The sequence below is a fragment of the Streptomyces sp. NPDC043812 genome (assembly GCF_056436245.1).
In genome coordinates, this window is record NZ_JBWKCY010000011.1 from 86,829 (window position 1) to 110,088 (window position 23,260).

Annotated in this window: 13 protein-coding genes; 4 read left to right on the top strand and 9 right to left on the bottom strand. The window is 70.7% G+C overall.

Annotation, left to right across the window (positions count from 1 at the left end; all coding sequences use genetic code 11):
* Positions 1-1,365: an allantoinase AllB gene (allB, locus tag AC067Z_RS18040; protein ID WP_478790648.1), complete on the bottom strand. Its 1,365-nt coding sequence runs from the start codon at positions 1,363-1,365 to the stop codon at positions 1-3.
* A gap of 319 nt (positions 1,366-1,684) precedes the next feature.
* Here allB and AC067Z_RS18045 point away from each other — a divergent pair, with 319 nt between their 5' ends.
* Complete coding sequence (locus AC067Z_RS18045; protein WP_478790505.1) at positions 1,685-2,488, top strand: IclR family transcriptional regulator; 804 nt, start codon at positions 1,685-1,687, stop codon at positions 2,486-2,488.
* Between the two features lie 69 nt (positions 2,489-2,557).
* Here AC067Z_RS18045 and AC067Z_RS18050 read toward each other — a convergent pair whose 3' ends face one another.
* The 4 genes from AC067Z_RS18050 to AC067Z_RS18065 all read right to left on the bottom strand — a co-directional run bounded on the left by AC067Z_RS18050 (position 2,558) and on the right by AC067Z_RS18065 (position 10,068).
* Positions 2,558-5,854, bottom strand: a complete 3,297-nt coding sequence (locus tag AC067Z_RS18050) for a GH92 family glycosyl hydrolase (protein ID WP_478790506.1) — start codon at positions 5,852-5,854, stop codon at positions 2,558-2,560.
* A 163-nt stretch (positions 5,855-6,017) separates the two neighbouring features.
* Entirely contained in the window at positions 6,018-7,577 is a 1,560-nt protein-coding gene (locus AC067Z_RS18055; RefSeq protein ID WP_478790507.1) for a M4 family metallopeptidase, read from the bottom strand.
* A 179-nt stretch (positions 7,578-7,756) separates the two neighbouring features.
* Positions 7,757-8,077: a DUF5955 family protein gene (locus tag AC067Z_RS18060; protein WP_478790649.1), complete on the bottom strand. Its 321-nt coding sequence runs from the start codon at positions 8,075-8,077 to the stop codon at positions 7,757-7,759.
* Positions 8,078-8,196: 119 nt separating this feature from the next.
* Positions 8,197-10,068, bottom strand: coding sequence for a serine/threonine-protein kinase (locus tag AC067Z_RS18065; RefSeq protein ID WP_478790508.1), 1,872 nt, complete (start codon positions 10,066-10,068; stop codon positions 8,197-8,199).
* Positions 10,069-10,213: 145 nt separating this feature from the next.
* Here AC067Z_RS18065 and AC067Z_RS18070 point away from each other — a divergent pair, with 145 nt between their 5' ends.
* Together AC067Z_RS18070 and aceB are read left to right on the top strand one after the other, a co-directional pair.
* Positions 10,214-10,834, top strand: coding sequence for a nucleotidyltransferase family protein (locus AC067Z_RS18070; protein WP_478790509.1), 621 nt, complete (start codon positions 10,214-10,216; stop codon positions 10,832-10,834).
* Positions 10,835-11,085: 251 nt separating this feature from the next.
* A complete protein-coding gene (gene aceB / locus AC067Z_RS18075) occupies positions 11,086-12,708 on the top strand; it encodes a malate synthase A (protein ID WP_478790510.1) in 1,623 nt (540 codons plus the stop codon).
* Between the two features lie 118 nt (positions 12,709-12,826).
* Here aceB and AC067Z_RS18080 read toward each other — a convergent pair whose 3' ends face one another.
* Together AC067Z_RS18080 and AC067Z_RS18085 are read right to left on the bottom strand one after the other, a co-directional pair.
* The gene (locus AC067Z_RS18080) at positions 12,827-13,321 is read right to left on the bottom strand and encodes a hypothetical protein (RefSeq protein WP_478790511.1); all 495 of its coding nucleotides are present in this window, start codon (positions 13,319-13,321) and stop codon (positions 12,827-12,829) included.
* A gap of 30 nt (positions 13,322-13,351) precedes the next feature.
* Complete coding sequence (locus AC067Z_RS18085; RefSeq protein ID WP_478790512.1) at positions 13,352-17,326, bottom strand: SGNH/GDSL hydrolase family protein; 3,975 nt, start codon at positions 17,324-17,326, stop codon at positions 13,352-13,354.
* 669 nt (positions 17,327-17,995) lie between these two features.
* On the opposite strand from AC067Z_RS18085, the gene AC067Z_RS18090 reads away from it, so the two are divergent.
* Positions 17,996-18,523: a DinB family protein gene (locus AC067Z_RS18090; protein WP_478790513.1), complete on the top strand. Its 528-nt coding sequence runs from the start codon at positions 17,996-17,998 to the stop codon at positions 18,521-18,523.
* A gap of 30 nt (positions 18,524-18,553) precedes the next feature.
* Here the strand turns inward: AC067Z_RS18090 and AC067Z_RS18095 are convergent, their stop codons facing one another.
* Together AC067Z_RS18095 and AC067Z_RS18100 are read right to left on the bottom strand one after the other, a co-directional pair.
* Positions 18,554-21,148, bottom strand: coding sequence for an MXAN_6230/SCO0854 family RING domain-containing protein (locus AC067Z_RS18095; RefSeq protein ID WP_478790514.1), 2,595 nt, complete (start codon positions 21,146-21,148; stop codon positions 18,554-18,556).
* A gap of 327 nt (positions 21,149-21,475) precedes the next feature.
* Entirely contained in the window at positions 21,476-22,891 is a 1,416-nt protein-coding gene (locus AC067Z_RS18100; RefSeq protein WP_478790515.1) for an amidase, read from the bottom strand.
* Positions 22,892-23,260 lie beyond the last annotated feature (369 nt).

Consider the following 23,260-nt stretch of genomic DNA (forward strand, 5'->3'; position numbering starts at 1 on the left):
TCAGTTGTTCCTTTCGAGCAGCCGGCCCGTCGGCTCGGCCAGGTTGCCGTTCTCCACGATCCGCTCGCCGCGCAGCCACGTCGATCTGACGACGCCGTGCAGCGTCTTGCCCGCGTAGGCGGTCACCTGGTTGCGGTGATGCAGCTCGGCGGGGTCGACGGTGAAGGTCTCGTCCGGGGCGAGGACCGCGAAGTCGGCGTCACGGCCCGCCTCGATGGCGCCCTTGCGGCCGAGGCCCGCGAGGTTCGCGGGGGCCGTGGACATCCAGCGGACGACGTCGTCGAGGGTGTGGCCGCGCTTGCGGGCCTCGGTCCAGATCGCGGGGAGGCCCAGCTGGAGCGAGGAGATACCGCCCCAGGCGGAGGCGAAGTCCGGGGTCTTGAGGTCGGTGGTGCACGGGGAGTGGTCGGAGACGATGCAGTCGATGGTGCCGTCGGCGAGGCCCTGCCACAGCAGGTCCTGGTTGGCCGCCTCCCGGATCGGCGGGCAGCACTTGAACTCGGTGGCGCCGTCCGGGACTTCTTCCGCGGTGAGCGTGAGGAAATGGGGACAGGACTCGACGGTGACGGCCACGCCCCGCCGCTTCGCGTCGGCGATCAGCGGCAGCGCGTCGCTGGACGACAGATGCAGGACGTGCACCCGCGCCGCCAGCCGTTCGGCGTGGGCGATCAGGCCCTCGATGGCGGTGTTCTCCGCGTCGCGCGGCCGGGAGGCGAGGAAGTCGGCGTACTTGGGGCCGGCCTGCTGGGGGGCCGACGCCAGGTGGTGCGGGTCCTCGGCGTGGACGATCAGCAGCCCGCCGAACCCGGCGATCTCGGCCATGGAGCGGGCGAGCTGCTCCTGGTCGAGCTCCGGGAACTCCTCGACGCCCGACGGCGAGAGGAAGCACTTGAAGCCGAAGACGCCCGCGTCGTGCAGCGGGCGCAGATCCTTGACGTTGGAGGGGATCGCGCCGCCCCAGAAGCCGGTGTCGATGTGCGCCTTGGGCCGGGCCACGGCCTGCTTGGTGCGCAGATGGTCGACCGTGGTGGTGGGCGGGAGGGAGTTGAGCGGCATGTCGAGCAGGGTGGTGATGCCGCCGGCCGCCGCGGCGCGGGTGGCGGTCCAAAAGCCCTCCCACTCGGTGCGGCCGGGGTCGTTCACATGGACGTGCGTGTCGACGAGTCCGGGGAGCAGGACGTCGTCGCCGAGGTCCTCCAGCCGCGCTCCGGCCGGGACCTCGGCGTCGTACGGCCCGACGGCCGCGATCCTTCCGCCGCCCACGGCGACTGTCGCGGCGCGCGTCCCCTGCGGGGTGACGACACGGGTCGACCTCAGTACCAGGTCCACCGCGACCTCCCCGCCCACGATCACGTCCTCGTCCACGTCGGACACCAGCTCCCCTCGCTTGCGCGGATCACTTCCACGAACAGAAATTCAACGAACTGTTGAAGAAGTCTTCACTTCCGATCGTTGCCCGTCAAGACCCCGCCGGAGCCGGCGGCCTGCTTGGATGTTTCCACAAAGTGGAAGTAGAATTTCACTACCACATGGGTCGCTTCCCCCAACGAGTCCCCGCCCCACGACCGTGAAACCCCGGACAAACGGGCCCTGACCGGCCAAGACGCCTCGCCGGGAGCGATGCCCCGGTGCACACGCCCGGTAGGCTGCTGCCTTGCCCTGCCTGCCCGAAAGGACCGCCGACGTGCCGACGTCCAACGCCAGCACCACCGACGCCGCCAAGCCCGCCTCCAGCGGTGGCGTGCAGTCCCTGGAGCGCGCCTTCGACCTGCTGGAACGCATGGCCGACGCCGGGGGCGAGGTCGGGCTGAGCGAGCTGTCCGCGAGCAGCGGGCTGCCGCTGCCGACTATCCACCGGCTGATGCGGACGCTGGTGGCCTGCGGCTATGTGCGCCAGCAGGCCAACCGCCGCTATGCGCTCGGCCCCCGCCTGATCCGTCTGGGCGAATCCGCGTCCCGGCTGCTCGGCACCTGGGCCCGCCCCTACCTCGCCCGCCTGGTCGAGGAGACCGGCGAGACGGCGAACATGGCACTCCTGGACGGCGACGAGATCGTCTACGTGGCGCAGGTGCCGTCCAAGCACTCCATGCGCATGTTCACCGAGGTCGGCCGGCGCGTGCTGCCGCACTCCACGGGCGTGGGCAAGGCACTGCTCGCCTACACGCCGGCGGACGAGGTACGGGCACTGCTGGCCCGGACCGGCATGCCGGCCGCGACGGAGAAGACGATCACGACACCCGAGGGCTTCCTGGAGGCGCTCGAGAAGGTCCGCCGCGCGGGCTACGCGGTGGACGACAACGAACAGGAGATCGGTGTGCGCTGCCTCGCTGTCTCCGTCCCCAACTCCCCCACCGCAGCGGCGATCTCGATCTCCGGCCCCGCCGGCCGCGTCACCGAGGCGGCCACGGACAAGATCGTGCCGATCCTCCAGGAGGTCGCCGGCGAACTGTCGACGGCTCTCGCGAACACAGGCACGTCGGGAAGCTGACACCACCCACGCAGGAAGGGCCGGGAACCGCGCATGCGGTTCCCGGCCCTTCCTGCGAACCGCTGACGCTCACGCCAGCGTCAGCGCGTACACCTCCACCCGCGCGTCGTCCGGCAGACCGATCGAGCGCACCGTCTTCGTACCGTCCAGCTCGGCAGTCATGCCGAACAGCCGCACCGCGGGGCCGTCCGTCCCCTGGCCCTGCCGGATCCGGTGGTCCATGTCCAGCACGACGGCGGCGCCGGCCGGGGCGGACCCGGCCCAGTCACCGAAGGTGACCGGCAGCGCGGAACTGGTGCCGTCGGTGTAGCGGACGGTGAGCGTGGTCGTCACGGGGCCGTTGTGCGAGGCGCCCACCACGCGCAGCGTGGAGTGCGTGCCGGACGGCAGCAGCAGGGACTGGCCGCGTGCCTCGGTGAAGTTGTCCGCCGTGCCGGACGCGTCGGGCGCCTGGTAGGTCACGCCGCCCCAGTCGACCGGTCCCTGCTTCGGCAGCAGGCCGGCGTCGTAACTCCATCCGGAGCCGTCGAAGTTGCCCTCGCCGGGCGCCGTCACCGTCGCCGTCCCGTCATGGTTCGCGGCCTTCGCGAGGTCCACGGCGCACTGGGTGCCCGTCCGCGTGGCGCACTCGGCCGCCTCCCGCACCTCGACGGTGGCCTCGCGCACCACCTTCCCCGCGCCCTCGGCCGTGGCCTCGACCCGTACCGCGTACGAGCCGGTGGGCGTCCCCGCGGGCACGGTCACCGTGAGCGGCACCGTGCGCTGCACCGGAAGGCGTCGGGACTTCAGCGCGACCGCGGACGGCTGCTTCACCTGCCATCCCTTGGGCGGGGTCACCTTCACCGACACCCGCAGGTCACCCGGCGACTGGCCGAGGACGTCCAGCGCGAGATGCGCGGTCTGCGCCGTCGCGCCCGCCGGGACGACATCGGACCCGGCCGACAGCGAGGCGTCCAGATGGCGGCGGCCGTCGGCGGCGGTGCGGTTCACCGACGGCGGCTCGGCGTCCTTGCCGGTGCCCCAGGCGGACGGCTCGTCGCCCAACTCGTGGGTGAGCGTGCCGCCGTGGGCGACCGCGTCCCAGTCCAGCCAGGTCCTGCGCAGATCACGTCCGTCGAACTCGGCACCGCGGATGTACCGCACGGTGTCGCTCGCGCCGGGCGCCTCGATGGTCAGCGTGCCGCCCTGCTTCTTCCCGTACGCCCCGATCCTGACGACCGCCGAGGAGAACTGGGGGCTGGAGACGGCGAGGAAGTCGCCGCCGCTCATGGTCGGGTAGAGACCGAGCGAGGAGAAGACGTACCAGGCGGACATGGTGCCGAGGTCGTCGTTGCCCGTCATCCCGTCGGGGCCGTTGGTGAACAGGGTCATCGCCGCCCGCACGACGGTAGCCGTCTTCGCGGGTGCCCCCGCCCACAGATACATGTACGGGGCGTGCAGATCGGGCTCGTTGTTCGGGTTGTAGGTGGGCTTGCCGTAGTAGTCGTACGGCGCCGAGATCCAGTCCTTGCGCGCCGTGCCCGCCGGGTCGGTGAGCAGTTTGTCGTGGACGAAGAACGCGTCGAGACGCTTCTCGGTCGCCTTCCTGCCACCCATCAGTGCGACGAGCCCCGCCGGGTCCTGTGGCACCAGCCACTGGTACTGGTAGGCGCCGCCCTCGTGGAACTGGTGCGCCGCCTCCACGGGGTCGTACGGGGTCAGCCACGTCCCCTCGGCCGTACGCGGACGGAACTGGCCGATCGCCGGATCCCACAGATTCCGGTACCACTGGCCGCGTGCCGCGAACATCCGGGCGTCGGCGTGACGGCCGAGCGCACCGGCCATCAGCGCGAGGGACGCGTCGGCCGCCGCGTATTCGAGGGTCGCGGACGCGGGGTGCTTGCAGTCGTTGTCGCCGCCCTTGTCGGCGCAGTCCTCGCCGGGTTCGAGACCGGAGGGGAGATAGCCGCGCTCCTTGTAGAACTCCACACCCGAGCGGCCGTTGTAGGGCGAGTCCGCCGGCGGAGTGCTGGTCGCGTTCTTCCGCAGCAGCGCGTACGCCTCCTCCTCGTGGCCCGCGAGCAGCCCCTTGGACCATGCCTCGACGAGGAACGGGGTCACCGGGTCGCCGGTCATGATGTTGGTCTCGCTGTTGGCGAGTGCCCAGCGCGGCAGCCATCCGCCGTCCCGTCCGGCGGCGACGACGGACAGGGCCACATCACGTGCCACCTTCGGCTGCAGCAGCTGGAGAAGCTGGTTCTGCGGCCGGTAGGTGTCCCAGAGGGAGAGGTTCTGGTACGGCGTGAAACCGGACGCGGTGTGCGTCCTGCCGTCGAATCCCGCGTAGCTGCCGTCCACGTCGCCGGCGATGTTCGGGTGCAACTGGGCGTGGTAGAGCGCGGTGTAGAAGGCACGCTGGCGGTCCGCAGTGCCGCCGCCGACCTCGACGCTGCCGAGCTGGCGCTGCCACGTCCGGTGCAGGGCGGCGCGGGTGGCGTCGAAGTCGTAGGAGTCCGCCGTCTCCGCCGCGAGGTTCTTCCGGGCGCCCTCGATGCCGGTGTACGACAGGCCGACCTTCACGACCACGTCCCGGTCGGAGGCCGCGTCGAATGTCACCCAGGCGCCGTTGCCGCCCTCACCCGCCGCGTCCCGGCCGCCTGGAGTACGGGTGTCCCCGCGCCAGGTGCCGTGCGAGGCGAACGGCCGGTCGAAGGTGGCGGTGAAGTGGACGGTGTGCCGGTCCTTGCCCGCGCAGAAGTTGCCGGCCTCCACCCGGCCCTCGACGGTCCGGTCGCCGACGACGTGCACCTCGGAGTCGTACACCCGCTGGTTCGCCTTGCCGGTGTTGAACAGCACGTTGGCCTCGCCGGTGGCGGGGAACGTGTAGCGCTGCCAGCCGGTGCGGGGTGTCGCGGTCAGCTCCGCGTCTATGCCGTACGACGTCAGGCCCACGCGGTAGTAGCCGGGTTCGGCCTGCTCGTCGTCGTGGGAGTAGGCGGAGCGGTACGTCGCGGGGTCGACGCTGTCGACGGCTCCGGTGGTCGGCATCAGCGGCAGCTCTCCTGCGACGGAACAGCCGACGCCTGAGAGGTGGGTCTGGCTGAAGCCGTGTATCCGGTCCTGCTGATAGTCGTAGCCGCCCTGGCCGCCCGTGTCCGGGCTGACCTGGACCATGCCGAAGGGCGCGCTCGCGCCGGGGAAGGTGTTGCCGAAGTTCTGTGTGCCGACGAACGGGTTCACGAGGGCGGTGGGGTCGTCGGCGACCGGTGCTGCTGCCTGTGCGGCGGGCGCGGGGGCGAGCAGGCCGCCCCAGACCAGCGCCGCCGCCAGCGGGACGACGACGGCCCGCGACGTGCGTGCCCGTACTCTCCGGAACAACTGATGCATGGGGCGTCCCTCTCCTGTTCTTCGACCGGCGCGGAGACTCGACCATGCTTCTGACATCGTTGTCAACGGGCTGGACGGATTTCCTCGGTGACGGGATGTCGGATCAGGGGACGCCGAGCGGGTGCCGGGGAGTCGGTCGCTCCCCGGCACCCGCCTCCGGCTGTTACTTCACATTCACCGCGGACCAGGCGGCGGCGACGGTCTTCGCCTCCGCGCCGTCGGCGCCGTACAGGTCGCCGACCGCCTTCAGCGTGGCCTCACGTGCTGCCTTGTAGTCGGTCGTCGACGTCATGTAGGCGCTGAGCGCCTTGTACCAGATCTTGTACGCCTTCTCCCGGCCGATCCCGGTGACGGTGGAGCCGTCCGAGGTCGGGGAGTCGTACTCGACACCGTTGATCGTCTTCTTGCCGCTGCCCTCGGCCAGCAGGTAGAAGAAGTGGTTGGCGATGCCGGACGAGTGGTGGACGTCGACGTTTCCGGCGCCCTCCTTCCATGCGTCCAGGGAGCTGCCGTCCTTGCTCGGCTTGTCCATGTAACGCAGGGGCGTGCCGTCGCCGTTGATGTCGATCTCTTCGCCGATGAGGTAGTCGCCGACGTCCTCCTTGTTGTTCGCGAAGAACTCGACGGAGGTGCCGAGGATGTCGCTGGTCGCCTCGTTGAGGCCGCCGGACTCACCGCTGTAGATCAGGCCGGCGGTGTGGGAGGTGAGGCCGTGCGTCATCTCGTGGCCGGCGACGTCGATCTCGGTGAGCGACTTCTTGTTGCCCTCGCCGTCGCCGTACGTCATGCAGAAGCAGTCGTCGTCCCAGAAGGCGTTGACGTACGCGTCGCCGTAGTGGACCCGGGAGTAGGCGGCCTTGCCGTCACCGGCGATGCCGTTGCGGCCGAGCTCGTTCTTGTAGAAGTCCCAGGTCGCCGCGGCACCGTAGTGGGCGTCGACACCGGCGGTCTGCCGGTTGTCGTTGGAGCCGCTGCCCCACTTGTCGTCCTCGTCGGTGAGCAGCTTCCCGGTGCCGCTCTGGCCCTGGTTCAGGTCGTAGGTCTTGTGGCCGCCGCGGTCGCCGTCGTTCAGTTCGAAGACGGCGCCGTTCTTGGTGGTGGTGAGGGGGACCTCACCGCTGTACTGGCTGGTGCCGGTGCCGGTCTCGATGCCTTCGTACCGGACGAGCTCCTTGCCGGTGTTCGCGTCGGTGACGACGTGCAGTTCGCTGGGCGTGCCGTCCTTCTGCACACCCTTGGTGACCTTCTCGAAGGCCAGGACGGGCTTGCCGCTGCCCGCCCAGATCACCTTGCGCGCGCCGGCCGCGGCCTTGCGCTTCGCGTCGGTGCTCGCGACGGATATGCGGTGGTCGTTCGCCTTGTCGACGCTCTTGAGTGTGCCGTTCGCGGCCTTGTGCGTGACGAGGTCGCCGCCGATGACGGGCAGCGAGGCAAAGGTGCGTTCGTAACGGGTGTGCACGGTGCCGTCGGCGTCCTTGATGACATCGCGGACGACGAGCTTCTCGTTGTCGCCGAGGCCGAGCGCCTCGGCCGCCGAACCGGCCTTCGCCTGGGCCGACTTGATGGCCGCCGCACGCTGGTTCGGGGAGGCGGGCGCGGTGGTGGGGTCGTCCGCGCGGTCCGGCGACGAAGCGCCTGCCGTGCCGGCCTGTACGCCGACGACGACCATGGCGGCGACGGCCGCGAGGGCAGCGCCGCGTCGGGTGTTGCTGTGGGGGGTCATACGATCTCCATCACTTGTCCTGTGGGGGGTGATCGCTCTTGAGCGTGCCACCGCAGGATCAGATTTGACGGAGTGCCAACAATTACCTCACAAGTATTTGACCAGTTCTTGTCCGACTGGGATCACCCGATGTTCGTTATCCGGCCGGATTTCTGAGTGGCCGTCACTCGACAGCGCCGTCAGACGGGTCGCCTCGGCGGGGCGTCGCCGAAGAGGTCCACCGCGGTGCGCACCTGCATCAGGGCGGGGGACAGCGCGCTGACCGAGCCGATCGCTCCCGCGATCAGCAGCAGGGAACGCCGCATCCGCGGAATCTCCGGGTCTCCCCCGGCGATCATCGCCGCCAGCACCGCCAGTTCGTCCTCGGCGATCCCCCGGTCGCTGAACTCCACAGGATGTCCGGCCAGTTCACGACGGAGCCGCGCGACGGCAGCACGTAACTCCGCCGCTCTCGGATCCTCGCCGCTCCCTGTCACCCGCGTCTGCCCCACGCTCCGCAACAAAGCCCAGCCCCTCGCACGTCCTTGTGCCGCCCGACGCACCGCGGTGGGAGGACCCACCGCGGGGTGCGCGCCAGTAAACGCCATCCGGCCCGCGGTGCGCCACCGTGCGGACGGGATTAGGACGAAGGCGCGGGATCCATGGCATTGCGCCACACGGTGACGTCGAGAGTGATGAACTGGCTGGGGTCGGTCTCCGGCGACTTCCCCTGATAGGTCGCCACACCGACATGACCGGCGTCGGTCAGCACACAGATCCTCGCTCCCTTGGAGAGGACCTTCAGCTCCACGGTGGTGGCGTAGCGTGTCTCGGTCCGGCAGGTGTCCAGGTCACCGGTCTGGCCCGGGCGCAGCAGGACCATCCGGCCGTTCTCCGTGCGGATGTGCTCGCTGATGTCGCTGTAGTAGATGTCGGAGGGCGTGTCGTCGTCGACCGGCGCGAGGGGTTCGGTGTCGAGGGTCAGGTGATAGCTGCCCACCACATTGAGCCCGGTGTACACCTTGGGCGTCGGGTCGGGCGCTTCCTCGTCGGGCGGCGTGTCCACGCTGTCGCCGCCGTCACCCGAGGGCGTGCTGTCCGCGTTCGGGGTCGAACCCTGCTTGTCGGAGCCGCTCTTGTCCTGGCCCTGGCTCTGGTTGTCCTTGCCCTTGTCTTCGCCGGACAGGGCGAGGTACATCCCGCCGCCGGCCGCGGCGCCGATCACGAGGGTTGCGGCGACGGCGATCGCGAGGTTGCGGGCCGTCTTCTTCTTCGGGGCGGCGGGCGCGACGGGCGCCACGGGACCGGTGCCGTACGGAGCCGGACCGGCGTGCTGCGCGTGCGCGGCCGTCTGCGGATAGCCGTATGCCGCCGGCGCCTGGGCAGCGATCTGCGGGTAGCCGTACGACTGCCCCGTCTGCGGCGCGGTGTACGGCTGTTGCGCAGGAGTCTGCCCCTGCGGCTGCGTGGGCGGCTGCGGTGCCGGACCGAATCCGGGCGGCGGGGTCGAGGGCGCCGCGTGCGCGGTGGGCATGTGGGTGGGGGCGGGAGCCTGCGCGGCGACGGGGGCCTGGCCGCCCGGCGGGGTCGCGGGCGGCGCGGGCGCCGCCTTGCGGGTGGTGATCTCCGCGGCGACGACGCTCGGCAGCCACTCCTCCGGCCGGCGCAGCACCGTTCCTCCGTTGGCGGCCTGGCAGATGGCGAGGATGTCGGCGACGGACGGCCGGTTCTCCGGCTCCTTCACCATGCACCGGGTCACCAGCTCGCGCAGTTCCTCCGGGAGTTCGGTGAGGTCGGGCTCCTCGTGCACGATCCGGTAGAGCACGCCGTGTGAGGTGCCCTCGCCGAACGCCGCCTTCCCGGTGGCGGCGTAGGCCGTGATCTGGCCGAGCGCGAAGATGTCGGTGGCCGCGGTGACATGGCTGCCGGCCGCCTGCTCGGGCGCCATGAACGACGGCGTACCGATGGTGACACCGCTGCTGGTGAGCGAGGTGGCGTCGGCGGCGCGGGCGATACCGAAGTCGATGACGCGCGGCCCGTCGGCGGCGAGCAGGACGTTGGCCGGCTTGAGGTCGCGGTGGACGATGCCCGCGCCGTGGATGATCTGCAGCGCCTCGGCGATACCGGCGACCAGCAGCAGCACGGTCTCCACCGGCAGCTTGCCGTGCTGTGCCACGGCGTCGGCGAGGGAGGGGCCGGGCACATAGGCGGTGGCGAGCCAGGGCTGCTCGGCCTCGGCGTCCGCGTCGATGACGGGTGCCGTGAACAGACCCTGCACGCGCTGCGCCGCCTGCACCTCCTGCGCGAACCGGCGGCGGAACTCCGCGTCCTGGCCGAAGTCGGGCCGGATCACCTTGATGGCGACCGCACGGCCGCCGGGGGTGTACGACAGATACACCTTGCCCATGCCGCCGGCCCCGAGGCGGGCGGCGAGCTTGTATCCGGCGACGTTCTTGGGGTCGTCCTCGCCCAGCGGCTGGAAAACCGTTCCCTGGTGTGCGCGCCCACTCATCGACTCTCGATCCCCCATGGCAAACCTCAGTATTGGAGGAGCACCTTATCCAAGGTCGCCCGGTGCTCTCCACGTCGGACGGCCGTGACAGCCCGTGCGGTTGCAGCCTCCGCGCATCGTGCCCGAAATGAACGAAGGAGTCCCCATGCCATCACCCCGTCCCACGGCCCCGGACGACGAGCCGGTCGTGGCGGGCCTGTTGCTCGCCGCGGGCGGCGGGCGCCGGCTCGGCGGCCGCCCGAAGGCCCTGCTGCCCCACCACGGGCGCCCGTTGGTCGAGTACGCGGCGCGGACGTTGCGCGACGGCGGCTGCGGACCGGTCCATGTGGTGCTGGGCGCGTCGGCCTCTCTCGTACGCGAGGAGGCGGATCTGACGGGCTGTGAGGTGACCGACAACCCGGAGTGGGAGACGGGGATGGGCTCGTCCCTGCGGGTGGGGCTTGCGTCCCTGGCCGCGTCCGGCGCGGACGCGGCCCTGGTGCTGCTGGTGGATCAGCCGGGCATCGGCGCGCAGGCGGTGGCGCGGGTACGGGCGGCGTGCCGTTCGCGCGCCTCGCTGGTGACGGCGGCGTACGACGGCAGGCGCGGGCATCCGGCCCTGTTCGGGGCCGACCGCTGGGCGGACGTGGCGGCGACCGCGGCGGGGGACCGCGGGGCGCGCGCGTATCTGAAGGCGCACGAGGAAGCGATCACGCTCGTCGAGTGCGGGGACGTGGCCGAGGACTACGACATCGACACACCCGGGGATCTACGACACCTTCGGTGAACGGCGTGGCACTGAGCGCCACGTTCTGTCGACCCGGAGAATCTCGATATCAACAAACCATTGAACTTCCACCATGCGATAACTACTATCCACTGTTCAGAAGCGCCCGGAGGATCCGGTGGCGCCTTCGGCCGTACCTCGGAGCCTTGGCACTGAGTGCCGTTCAAGGGGCGTCCCGGCGGCCGCACGGAGCCATCGGGGTGCGATTTGCCCGTGAAGCATGTGAAGCTCGCTGAAGGAAGTGACAGCTCATGTCCGCACCAGCGCCGTCCCCGCTGGCCATCGTCGAAGCCGAGCCCCTGCCCCGGCAGGAAGAGGTCCTGACCGACGCGGCGCTCGCCTTCGTGGCCGAGCTGCACCGGCGGTTCACGCCCCGGCGTGACGAGCTGCTCGCCCGCCGCGGCGAGCGCCGCGCCGAGATCGCCCGCACCTCCACGCTGGACTTCCTCCCGGAGACCGCCGCGATCCGCGCGGACGACTCCTGGAAGGTCGCCCCGGCACCCGCGGCCCTCAACGACCGCCGTGTGGAGATCACCGGACCCACCGACCGCAAGATGACCATCAACGCGCTCAACTCGGGCGCGAAGGTCTGGCTCGCCGACTTCGAGGACGCATCGGCCCCCACCTGGGAGAACGTCGTCCTCGGCCAGCTCAATCTGATCGACGCCTACGAACGCCGCATCGACTTCACCGACCCGAAGTCGGGCAAGTCGTACGCCCTGCGCCCCGTCGAGGAGCTCGCGACCGTCGTGATGCGCCCGCGCGGCTGGCACCTCGCCGAACGCCATCTGACCGTGGACGGGAAGCCCGTCCCCGGCGCCCTGGTCGACTTCGGCCTGTACTTCTTCCACAACGCACAGCGACTGCTGGATCTCGGCAAGGGCCCGTACTTCTACCTCCCGAAGACGGAGTCCCACCTCGAGGCCCGCCTGTGGAACGACATCTTCGTCTTCGCCCAGGACCACGTCGGCGTCCCGCAGGGCACGGTCCGCGCGACCGTCCTGATCGAGACGATCACCGCCGCGTACGAGATGGAGGAGATCCTCTACGAGCTGCGCGACCACGCCTCGGGCCTGAACGCCGGCCGCTGGGACTACCTGTTCTCCATCGTGAAGAACTTCCGCGACGGCGGCGAGAAGTTCGTCCTCCCGGACCGCAACGCGGTCACGATGACGGCCCCGTTCATGCGGGCGTACACGGAACTGCTGGTCCGCACCTGCCACAAGCGCGGCGCCCACGCGATCGGCGGCATGGCGGCGTTCATCCCCTCGCGCCGCGACGCCGAGGTGAACAAGGTGGCCTTCGAGAAGGTGAAGGCCGACAAGGACCGGGAAGCGGGCGACGGCTTCGACGGCTCCTGGGTGGCGCACCCGGACCTGGTCCCGATCGCGATGGCATCGTTCGACGCGGTGCTGGGCGACCGGCCGAACCAGAAGGAGCGCCTGCGCGAGGACGTCGCGGTGGCCGCGGGCGACCTGATCGCCATCGACTCCCTTGACGCGCAGCCCACCTACCAGGGCCTGGTGAGCGCCGTCCAGGTCGGCATCCGCTACATCGAGGCGTGGCTGCGGGGCCTGGGCGCGGTCGCCATCTTCAACCTGATGGAGGACGCGGCGACGGCGGAGATCTCCCGCTCCCAGATCTGGCAGTGGATCAACGCGGGCGTGGTCTTCGAGAACGGCGAGCGGGCCACGCCCGAGCTGGCGAAGAAGGTCGCGGCGGAGGAACTGGCCGCGATCCGCGAGGAAGTGGGCGAGGAGGCGTTCGCGTCGGGCAACTGGCAGCAGGCACACGACCTGCTGTTGAAGGTGGCGCTGGACGAGAACTACGAGGACTTCCTGACGCTGCCGGCGTACGAGCAACTGATCGGCTGAGCCTGCACGCTGCTCCACGGCACCCCCGCCGCCCCCGGTACCGCACAGCACCGGGGGCGGCGGCATGGCTGCCGGGCCGGGAGCGCGGCCGTCCAGCTCATGTCCGGGCGGACAGGGCCTAACCGCCGAGCTCTTCCGCGACCCGGAGGCAGGACACGTCCTTGCCGTGTGCCGTCACGTCCGCGGTCACCGAGGGAGTGCCAACGGCCTCGTACACAATGGTGAAGCAGCGGTCGGCCGTGCTCAGGGCAGGGGCCATCAGCATGGCTGCGCCTTCGTACGGCTGTGTGAACTGCACGACCTCGGTCGCCGTCGACTCCTCTCTGACGAACGCGAAGAGCAGGGAAACACCCCCGCCGCCCGTGGCTTCGGCCTGCTCCAGGACGCTTTCCACGGCACGACGGTCCTTGAGCCGCGTCGCCGACTGCTCCGTCATCGCCTCGGCATGACGTTCGGCGTACTCCTCGGTCTCACGGAACGCCGCAGCCTCTCGACGTGATTGGGTGATCTGCTGGACGACGAACAGCGTGACCACGCCCAGCAACAGCGCGCCGACGAGCGCACCGAGGGCTTTCGCCCACGGCGCGCTCGTGCCGCCTTGACGGCTAGACATCCGCACCCTTCGTCGGGGAAGGAGCCCCGGTCACGGCTTGTTCAGCGCGCGAACGAGGGCTTCGGCGTAGGCCGTCGTACCGACGGTGCTCGGATGGTAGCTCTCGCGGCTGCTGCAGAACGACGATCCGGGGCAGTCGAAGTCCCCCTCGCCCTGCTGCCCGACCACGAGCTTGTGGATTCCTTCGGGATCGTCGCATGCCCGCCGACCCTCGAAGTCCGCGTCGGGCGACTCGAAGACCACCCGCACACCGCTCTGCTGCAGACCGGCCACCATGGCGGACTGCTTGTCCTTCATGTAGCGGGCCATCGCGTTCAGACGGATCATGCCGGGTCCGCCCACGCCGCTCACGCAGAAGGCGTCGCTCTCGTTGAACAGTTGCGGATAGCCGAGAAGGACGATCTTGGCATTGCTCGCCTTGAAAGCGATGTCCGTGATGGTCCCTCTCACAGCGGCCATGGCATCGTCGATGTCCTGCTGCATCTCCTCCTCGGCAGGGCATCCGGTGGTGACGCAGGCCTGGAGGACCGCGGGGAACTTGGCGTCGTTGCCCCCGATGGTGAGCAGGACCTTTGTGGTGTTGTCGTCGAGGACACCCGACCGGTTCTGAGGTATCTCGTGGAAGTTCCCGTCGTACCCCCACTCGTTGGGCTGACCGGACAACTGCCATGAATTGGCCCCGGAGCAGGCCACGAACTGGAAGTCCATGCTCGGGTCGTTGCTGTCGGCCAGCGCACCCATGGTGGATCCGAAGCCGGGCAGGGTCGCCTTGCGGGCCCACGCGCTGTTGCTGCGGCGACAGGCATTCCACGTGCTCTCGCCGTAGTTGTTGTTGCTCACCGTGGTGTAGGAACCGGCACCCTCGCCGGAGGCGTACGAGTCCCCCAGCACGGCGACGAACTCCTTGGGCTTTGCGGCCAGCGGCACGAAGGCCACCGCGTCCCAGGCGATCCTGTCGTCCCCGTTGCCCTCCTCCGTGACGGTGGACAGCGAGACGCCGGGAATGCCGGTACCCGTGAAGTCGAAGACGCCCAGGTTGACCCAGGTGTTCTTCCGATGGCGGGTCGGAATGTACCGCTCACCCACCAAGGTCGAACCCGAGTAGATCTTGTAGTGCGCCTGCTGGGTCGTGTCCCCGTGATCGGGGATGTGCACGATGACCCGGCCCCACTTCCCGAGGGCGGAGTTCAGCCGCCAGGTGCCGGTGGCCTCGAGGCGGCTCCCCTTGGCACCGCTGCGGGTGCTCCCCATGTAGAAGTGGCTGCCGAACCCCGCACCCATCTGATGGGTGTCCACCTTGCCGGGCCACACCGTGCCGCCTCCCGCACCCGCTTCTCCGGGGCCGAAGTCGAAGGAGAACGATCCCTGGTTCGTCCAGCCCGAGTTGGAGCAGCCCGGCCGCACGACGGGTGTGCCCCCGGGGACGTCGTCCACGATCCGTGCTCCGGCAGGAAGTCCGGTCGTGGTGCAGACCGGCGGGTAGGCCGTGCCATCGGCCTCCTCGGGGTACGAGCTGTTGAAGCGCATGAACTCGTTGCCGCACGAGTAGGAGCAGTCGTCCTTCCATGTGACGGACTGGTGCCACCAGCAGTGGAAGTCGCTGCGCCCGCACGGCCCGCTGGTGCTGCTGTCGTTGGAAGCATCGTCGGAGATCTTCGCCGGGTCGCACTCGTTGTACGGCCCGCAGAACAGGTCCTCCGGCGGCTTGACGCGCGCACGGTTCTGCTTGGCGCTGCCGGTGATCGTCGCGTCGCCGTCGGTGCCGTTCCACCAGGCGGCGCGGAACGCCGCCACCATGGTGCCCGGCGACTCGATGAACGCCGGCGGGTGCGCGGCGAAACCGAGCACCTTCTCGGGGTACGGCCAGTGCTGCGGGCGCGCGGCCGCGGAGGCGTCCTCGTTGCCGAGCCGGTCCTCCATGAAGGGGGTACGCCCTGCGTCCCACTCGGGGTTGGCGGGATTGTTGGCCCAGCCGACACCCCACGGTTCATTGCCGTTGACGTTCTCGTAGAAACCGGAGTTGTACGCCCACAGGGCGAAGAACCAGTTCTCGAGCCGCTTCGGGTCGCCGTCGTGCGCCACGACACCGGCCCGCTTGGTCTGATTCCACTTCTCGACCAGGATCTGCAGACCCGCGGCGATGTTGGCGGTGTAGTCCAGTGCGACCGCACGCTGCTTCTGGTAGTCCCACGCCGCACCGCCGTGACCGTCCTCGCGGCCGGCCATCCGCATGTGGTCCGTGACCTGCGCGATGCCGTAACCGCAGTCCGCCTCGGCGAAGTTCACGTCCCAGTCGTTGGCGGTGTTGCCGTCGTAGAGGTCGATCCCGTAGTAGTTGCCGATCAGCGGGTTGCCCGTCACACCGGGGACGGCACTCCGCGCCGCCTGCCACATGTTCGACTCCTGGGCCGTGATGCCCAGCAGGATCTGTGCGGGCACCCGCCCGCCGCCTTCCAGCGCCGGATTCAGGAACAGCGACTGCGGGCTGTAGGCGGGCATGCCGAGGTTCTTCCAGTTCGCCGGCCGCGAGATGTGCGTGTTGAGGGAGCCGGTGACCGTCTGGTCGACCGCCCACTCGACCTGCCGTGGCTTGGGCTGCATGGCCTGGTTGCGCGGGTCGTTGCGCGGCACGGAGCAGGTGCGCTCCGATTCGATCACCTCTGTCGGAGAGCCTGCCGCCGCGACCGCCGCAGTGGAGGCGGCGGACACGTGCGCGGCCCCTGCCGTGGAGGCGGCGGACGACGCGCGGGCCTTGCCGGGCTTGGTGGCCGGGCTCTTCCCGGTCAGTCGCGGGGAGGGCGTCCGGCCCTCCTCCCACTCCCGGGACGTGGACGCCAGCGGCTTCACGACGAAGTCGGCGTGCTTGCCGGTTTCCTTGACGGTGGTCCTGATGCTCACCGGCCTGGCCTCGGTGGCCTCGTTGCGGTGGAGGTAGTCCGGGGAACCGACGCCGTCGGCCCACACGGTGCGTTCGACGACGGCCTTGCCGACGGTGGAGACGATCGCGTCCTTCGACGAGCCCTCCAGCCGTGCCACACCGCGCGGCAGCTGCTTGTCCGCGCTGACGTCACCGGTGAGGAACACCTTGCCGGTCGCACGTGTCAGACCGACCGCGGACAGCTTTCCCCGGCCGATGACAGCGGGCTTGCCGCGCCCCGTCAGGCGCTTGACCTGGGTGACGGCCTCGGTCTTCTTGTTCTTGCGTGCCTGGCGGTCGAGGAACACGACGCCGCCGTCGGCGTCCGGCGTGATCCGGTACGGAGTGCCCGACGTCTTGGTGAGGACGGTCTTGGCACCGGCGTCGTCGACGGACACGAGTTGCGAACCGAAGGCAGCGACGACGCCGCGCTCCGTCGTCACGGCGGACGTGACCTGGCCGCGCGTCACCACGGGTGAACCGAGCCTGCCGGTGGCCGCGTCCACGGTGATCAGTCGCGTGTGCTTCTTGTCCTCGCCCGCCGACTGGGTCAGCACGGCTGTCTCGCCCGCGCCGCAGCCCGGGTTGTAGTACGAGAGCGAGGCGGTCACATCGAGCTTGCGGACACTCCCCGACGTCAGGTCGACGACCGCGGTGAACCCTCCGCGCGCCATCAGCTCGGGGTTGTTGGTGAACGTCCGGGGCGCGTACACGGCGACGGCATGCTTCCCGGATGCCGTGACGCACGCGTTGCCTATCCACGCGTCGGCGTCGAAGCCCGGCTCCGCCAGCGAGGCCGTGGTCCTCCACGCGTATCCGGTGCTCTCGCTCGCCGTCAGGATGTGGAAGCCCTGGGCGTCCGACGTCGTCGTCCAGGCCAGGTCCTTCGAGCTCCGCCACCCTTCGCCGAGCACGGCGTCCCGCTGTCCGGACGGCACGGACGAACGGTCACGCGGCACGTCGACACCCTTTGCGGGCGGGGGCTCGGGCCGGGCCGAGGCGGCCGCCGGGGCCTGCATGAGGCCGGCGGCGACGGCGGTGGCGAGCACACCGGCGGCCAGCGTGGACAGGCGTCTTCGACAGTTCATGGAATCTCCCGGAGAGTGCACGACGGAGGAGGTGGCTCACCTTGGACTCCGAGGAGCGCCGTGATACGTCCGGGCCGGAGGAGGCAAGGTTGTCGCGGGCCCGGGTGGTACCGGGCGGTGTGCGCAACAGTCGTGCCCCTCGCCCCCCGTACGGTCGATGACGAGCTCACGCGGAGCTCGGGCCCTTCGGGCCTTCAACGGCGGGACCATATCCGGGACTTCGGCGGGCGACGAGTCCTTGCCATGGTGGTGACCGAAAGCCGACGATCGGGGAGCGCGGCGCCGCCGCAGCCCGCGGCGTCGAGTGGTCTGCACCAATTCCGTGATTGACGCTTCAATCACGGTGGCGCGAGCACCGCAAGATGGCCGAAAGATCACCACTGCTGCGGCCACCGTACGACCACGGCTCCGCGTACTCCCAGGTCGCGACGGTGCAGGGGCCGGCCCGGATCACCCGCGCCATGTCCGCACGCCGCAGACGTGGCCGGGGCCGACGGCTCGACCCGCCACCCGGACGGCACCGCCTGCGGACCCTGGGACCGGCGCCCTGGGCTGCTGAAGGACGCGGGTCCCGTGTGCTGGGACACGGCCCTGCCCCGGTTCCTCGGCCGAGCCGCTCCCGCCCGACCCCGTGTGTCCGTGTCCGTGGCCCGGGGAAGGGTGTCGAGCATGACGACGACACCGGACGGCCGGCCCGTCCCGCCTCCCCACGCCGATGAACGCGCCATGCTGGACAGCTGGCTGGACTTCCACCGCGCGACGCTCGCTCTCAAGTGCGCGGAGCTCGACGACAGTCGGCTGCGTCAGGCGTCCGTGCCGGCCTCGTCGTTGACACTTCTCGGTCTGGTCCAGCACATGGCCGAGGTGGAACGGAACTGGTTCCAGAGGGTGTTCGCCGCGCTGGATGTGCCGCTCGTGTACGGGGAGGACCAGCAGTTCGGTTACGGGCTGGTCCCCGGGCGAGGGATCGACGACGCGCTGAAGGTCTGGCGGTCGGAGATCGAGCGGGCCCGCGAACTGACCGCCGAAGCCCCCCTCGACGCCCCTGGCAGGCTGGCCCCCGAGAATGCGGCCGTGGTGGGCAGCGAGACGGTCTCGCTCCGCTGGATCCTGATCCACATGATCGAGGAGTACGCGCGCCACAACGGGCATGCGGATCTCCTGCGCGAGAGCATCGACGGCGTCACAGGCGCCTGATGTCCGCTCCGTCGGCGGACGGAGCGGACATCACGGCGCCAGTGCCGTGACCGTGTCCGACGCCGCGAGCAGCCGTACCCGCGATGCGTCGAGACCGAGCGGGTACAAGGCGAACACCTCACTCCCGTCGGGCAGTTCGAGGTCGCCCCGCAGCAGGTAGGCAAGCCCAGGAGTCGCCACGCGGCCGTCCGTCTCGGTGTCGGGCGAGCCGATCCGGGCCGCGAACGCGGTCACGCCCTCGCCGTCCCGCCGCCTGTACGTGCTCCGCGAACCGTCCGTGTGGCGCACGACAACCGTGGCGGCCCGGGCCGCTGCCTGCCACAGTGCGAGCTCGCCCAGTCCGACGCGCGCGCCCGAGGCGAACAGGTCGGTGAGCCGGTGGCCGAGTGTGGCCAGGCCGTGCGCGTCGCTCCATACGGCGTGGTGCGTGCCGGTGACGCCCTTGACGACGTCGAGCCAGCGCATGGTGCGGTCCCGCACGTCGATGATCAACGGCACACTGGCGCGGCTGCTGCCCGTGAGGTCGAAGCGCTGCTCGACGGAGCGCGGGTCGAACACCGGCCCGGCGTTCCCAGGGGCGTCCCGCACCATCAGACCGGCGAAGGCCTCCGCCAGATCACCGAACGGCACATTGTTGTAGGAGTAGACGACCGCGACGACGTAGCGCACCCCTGTGGCGGCGAGCCGTTCCAGGTCGAGGTCGACGAACTCGCTCGCACCGAGCGGCGGCGGCGCGTCCTGGAGGTCCCCGGAGTGCACGGCGGCCGAGCCCGCGTATCGCAGGCTGGTGTACGCGCACTCCCCCAGCCGCCCCCAGTCCGCGTCGAACATGGCGGCCGACAGGTCGAGGTCGGTCCGTCCGGAGGTGGGGCTCTCCATCCAGTGCAGGAACAGGCGCAGCGTTCTGCCGTCCGGCAGGGCGAGTTCACTGCCGCGCGGCAGGGTCACCAGGGCCCGGGACGCGGTCCGTTCGGTGAACGGGGCGACGACACCGTCCAGCGCGGAGTCCACCACGGCGACCTCCACGGGGGCCGCCCGGCCTGCCCGGCGCAGCACTTCCGCCGTGAGGACGTCGACGACCGAACGCACGACGGTCTCCGGCAGCGCCGCCCGGTCGTCGTCGGCCATGTGGGTCTTCGCCGCCGCCCCCTTGGGGAAGAACACGCGGACCGCGCGCTCCCGGGAGCGGGTGCGGACGGCGCCGAGCGCGGACAGCAGCACAGCCGGTGCCACGCGGCCGATCGTGCGTTCCAGCGCGGTGACGACCGCGTCGGCGTGCTCACCGGCGAGGCGCAGCAAGTGGTCGAGGCGGCGCACGAGTTCGCCGGGCCGGCGCTCCAGCAGCACGAGCGCGCCCGCGACATCGCCGGCTGTGAGCGCGGCCTCGACCTGGCCGCTCCAGCTGTGAGCGGTGACGGCCGCACCACTGACGTCGATGCCGTCCACGTTCACCGCGGCCTTGCGCAGTGCGGCGGACAGGGCGTCGTCACCGAGGCGGGTGCCGCGCAGCGCGGCGAAGGCGAGCGCCGCGCGCGGGTACCGGTCCGCGTGCTCGAAGGGGTGCAGTCGCTCGGCCGCGTGGATCCACGCCCGCCGATAGCGGCACATGTCCTGGGCGGCCTGGGCCGGGTCGAGTGCGTCGACGAGCGACAGCAGGGCACGGCGGAGCGGCCGGGACACAGGGGCGAAGCGCGGGATCGCGACCAGCCCGGCGTCGCCGCCGGAGCGCAGCGCGAGGACGCGCAGCACATCGGTGGCCGTGTCGACGAGTCCGGCCGCGACGGGCAGTGCTGCCGGAAGGCCCGCGTCGTCCGCGAGCAGCCACGAGACCAGGCGCGCCTTCGTCTCCCGGCCCGGCACACTGTCCGGCAGACGGTCCAGGTCGTCGTGGGGCCGGGCGGCGAGCAGGGCGTCGAGGTCGTCGGCATCCTGAGGGCTGAGCGCGCCGGTGCGGGCAAGCAGTGCGGCGAGTTCGCGGGCGGCGTCCGCCTGACGGCCCGTGAAGTCGCCGCCGTACGACAGCAGCCGCAGGCGCTCGGGGGACGCGGCGCGGCGGAACAGCTGCCGACGCGGACGCTGGGGGCGCAGAAAGGGGTCGGAGGGGTCGATGCGCCGCTCGCACACCGGGCACGCAGAGAAGTCGGCGCCGTCGAAGCATGTGCCGCACACCAGGTGGGCACACGGCGACACGGGCACGACGGAGTCCACGGTGCCGCAGAGGACGCACGGCTGCTCGGGGCGCTGGAAGAGCACGCTGAGCACCCGCTCGACATAGTGCCCGTAGGTGTCGTGCGGAGTGCTGTCGGGGAAGTCACGCAGCAGAGGCTCGTGCGGCCGGTCGGCGCCGAGGGCACGGTCGATGTCGGAGAGCAGGGCGCGGCCAACGGCGCCCATCGCGCCGGCATCGAGTGCGGCGAACGCGGCACGCAGCGGCGGGGCGACCAGGTAGCCACGGTCGGCGAGGTCGGCTTCGATCAGAGCCGCGCCACGCTCACCGGCCGGCTCGGACACGGGCCCGGCGGCAGGCAGGTACACGCTTCCGCGGCGCGACAGAAGCACAGCATCGAGGCTGCGCGAGTGGGCGGCGTCGGGATGGGTACGGCTCGTGGCCGCGGTGCCGGACATGATTGTTCTCCCCCTCCCGGGACGAACGACCGGGTGATGCGCGGGGCGGGAAGTGAGCACGCTGTTTCATCAGAAGAAGGTGAGAAGGAAGCACACTCGGGAGCCGCCCCGCGCACAACGAACGTAACAGGGGACGGGCCGGCTGATCATATGGTTTTCAGCGGGCTCCTCCCTTGGCACCCTCTTGGCTACGCGCGGAACGGTGCGTCGGCTCGGTACACCCGCGCAACGGTGCGTCGGCGGGCTCGTAGGACCGGCACCGTCCCGGTCGGCGCACCGCGCCGGCTCTCCCGTCCCCTATCCACGGCGCGGAGAACTCTCCCGGTGTCAGAGGTCCTGGATACGCCGGAAGGGACGGTCGGCCTCCAGCGCGAACGCGACCTCCAGCAGGGTGCGTTCGTCGCCGGGGCGGCCGGAGAACATGACGCCGATGGGCAGCCCGTCCTCGGTCGCCTGCGCGGCGGGCACCGAGATCGACGGCGTCCCGACGACGTTGTTGACCGGCGTGAACGCGACGTACGCGAGGATCCGCTCGATCAGCGTCGGGTAGGGGACGGCCGGGCTGAGGTGGCCGATCTGCGGCGTGGTGTGGGCGAGCACGGGGGAAAGGATCAGGTCGAGCCCGCGGAACGCCGCCGCGTACGCCTCCCGCGTACGCTTCAGCCTCCGCAGCACTCCCGGAGTGCGCTGCCAGCTCTTCACGTACGCCTCGCGCAGTCCCCGGCTGAGGCCGTCCATGCGGCGCCGGTCGAACTCCGCTCCGAGCGTCCGCCCCGTGACGCCGATCAGGAACGACAACATGCCCCAGTAGGTGAGGAAGTCCTCGGTGAAGCGGGGATCGATCGTCAACTCCACCGGCTCCACGGTGTGGCCGAGCCGTTCGAGCGTTGCCACCGTCTGCGTGACAGCCGCCCGGGTGGCGGCGTCGGAGCGGACGCCGTTCGGCGAGTCCAGCAGGACGCCGATGCGCAGCCGTCGCTCCGAGGGGCCTTCGACCAGGCCGAGGGGCGGCAGCTTCGGGTTGCGCCAGTGCGTCTCAGCAGCGGCGAGGAAGGCGGCGGTGTCCCGCACGGATCGGCTCACCACGCCGTCGGAGACGATGTCGAGCGGCAGTTGGCGGCCCTGCGCGTTCGCCACGACCCGGCCACGGGTCGGCTTCAGCCCGACGAGTCCGCAGCAGGCGGCGGGGATCCGGATCGAGCCACCACCGTCGTTGGCGTGCGCGATCGGCACCGCTCCGGCCGCGACGAGCGCTGCGCTGCCGCCCGACGAACCGCCCGACGAGTAGCCGGTGTGCCACGGGTTGCGGACGGGCTCGGCGTCCTCGTACTCCGTGGTCGGGCTGAACCCGAACTCGGGCAGCCGGGTCTTGCCCAGCACGGTGACGCCGGTGCTCAGGAACTGCCGGGCGAACGGCGCATGCCGCCGCGCTGCCCTCGGCGCGAACGCGGCGCTGCCGTGCCCGGTGGGCAGCCCCAGGTAGTCGGTGTTGTCCTTGACGAAGGTCGGCACCCCGGCGAAGGCGCCGCCCGCCCCGGAGCCGTACGCCGGAGCGTCGACATGCACCTGAACGGCGTTGAGCCGCGCCTCCACCGCCCTGACCCGCGCCGCCGCGTCCCGGGCGACCTCGCCGGCGCCGACCTCGCCCCGCCGGATCGCTTCGGCGAGCCCGACGGCGTCGTGCTCGCCGAGGGCGTCGTCCCGGAAGGCGTGCACCGTGGCCCGGTCCTCGAAAGTCGTCACTGCCTGCTCCGCCCCGAGCGCGTGGATGGTTGTCCCCCATCATTCCTTACCGGTTGGTAACACGCGAGGGGCCGGCGCCGATGCCTTCGAGCCGGGCCGCCCTCTCTGGTCGATCGGGCGGACGTGGCGGATCGCGTACACCCAGTCCGGTCGGACCGGCATTCAAGTCCGCGATCCTGTGGCGCGACAGCAGCCCCGAGCCTGTGTCACGGACCGGTCGGATCGCCATGCGACTACGCGAACCCACCAGAGGGGACGGCCGCCGGCACCCGCCCCGCACGGGGTGGTCCGACGATCGCCTACCGGCAACCGGCCCAGCGCTCCGGGGACGCGACCACATGCCAGGGATCGTCCGGCGTGCCGAACAGC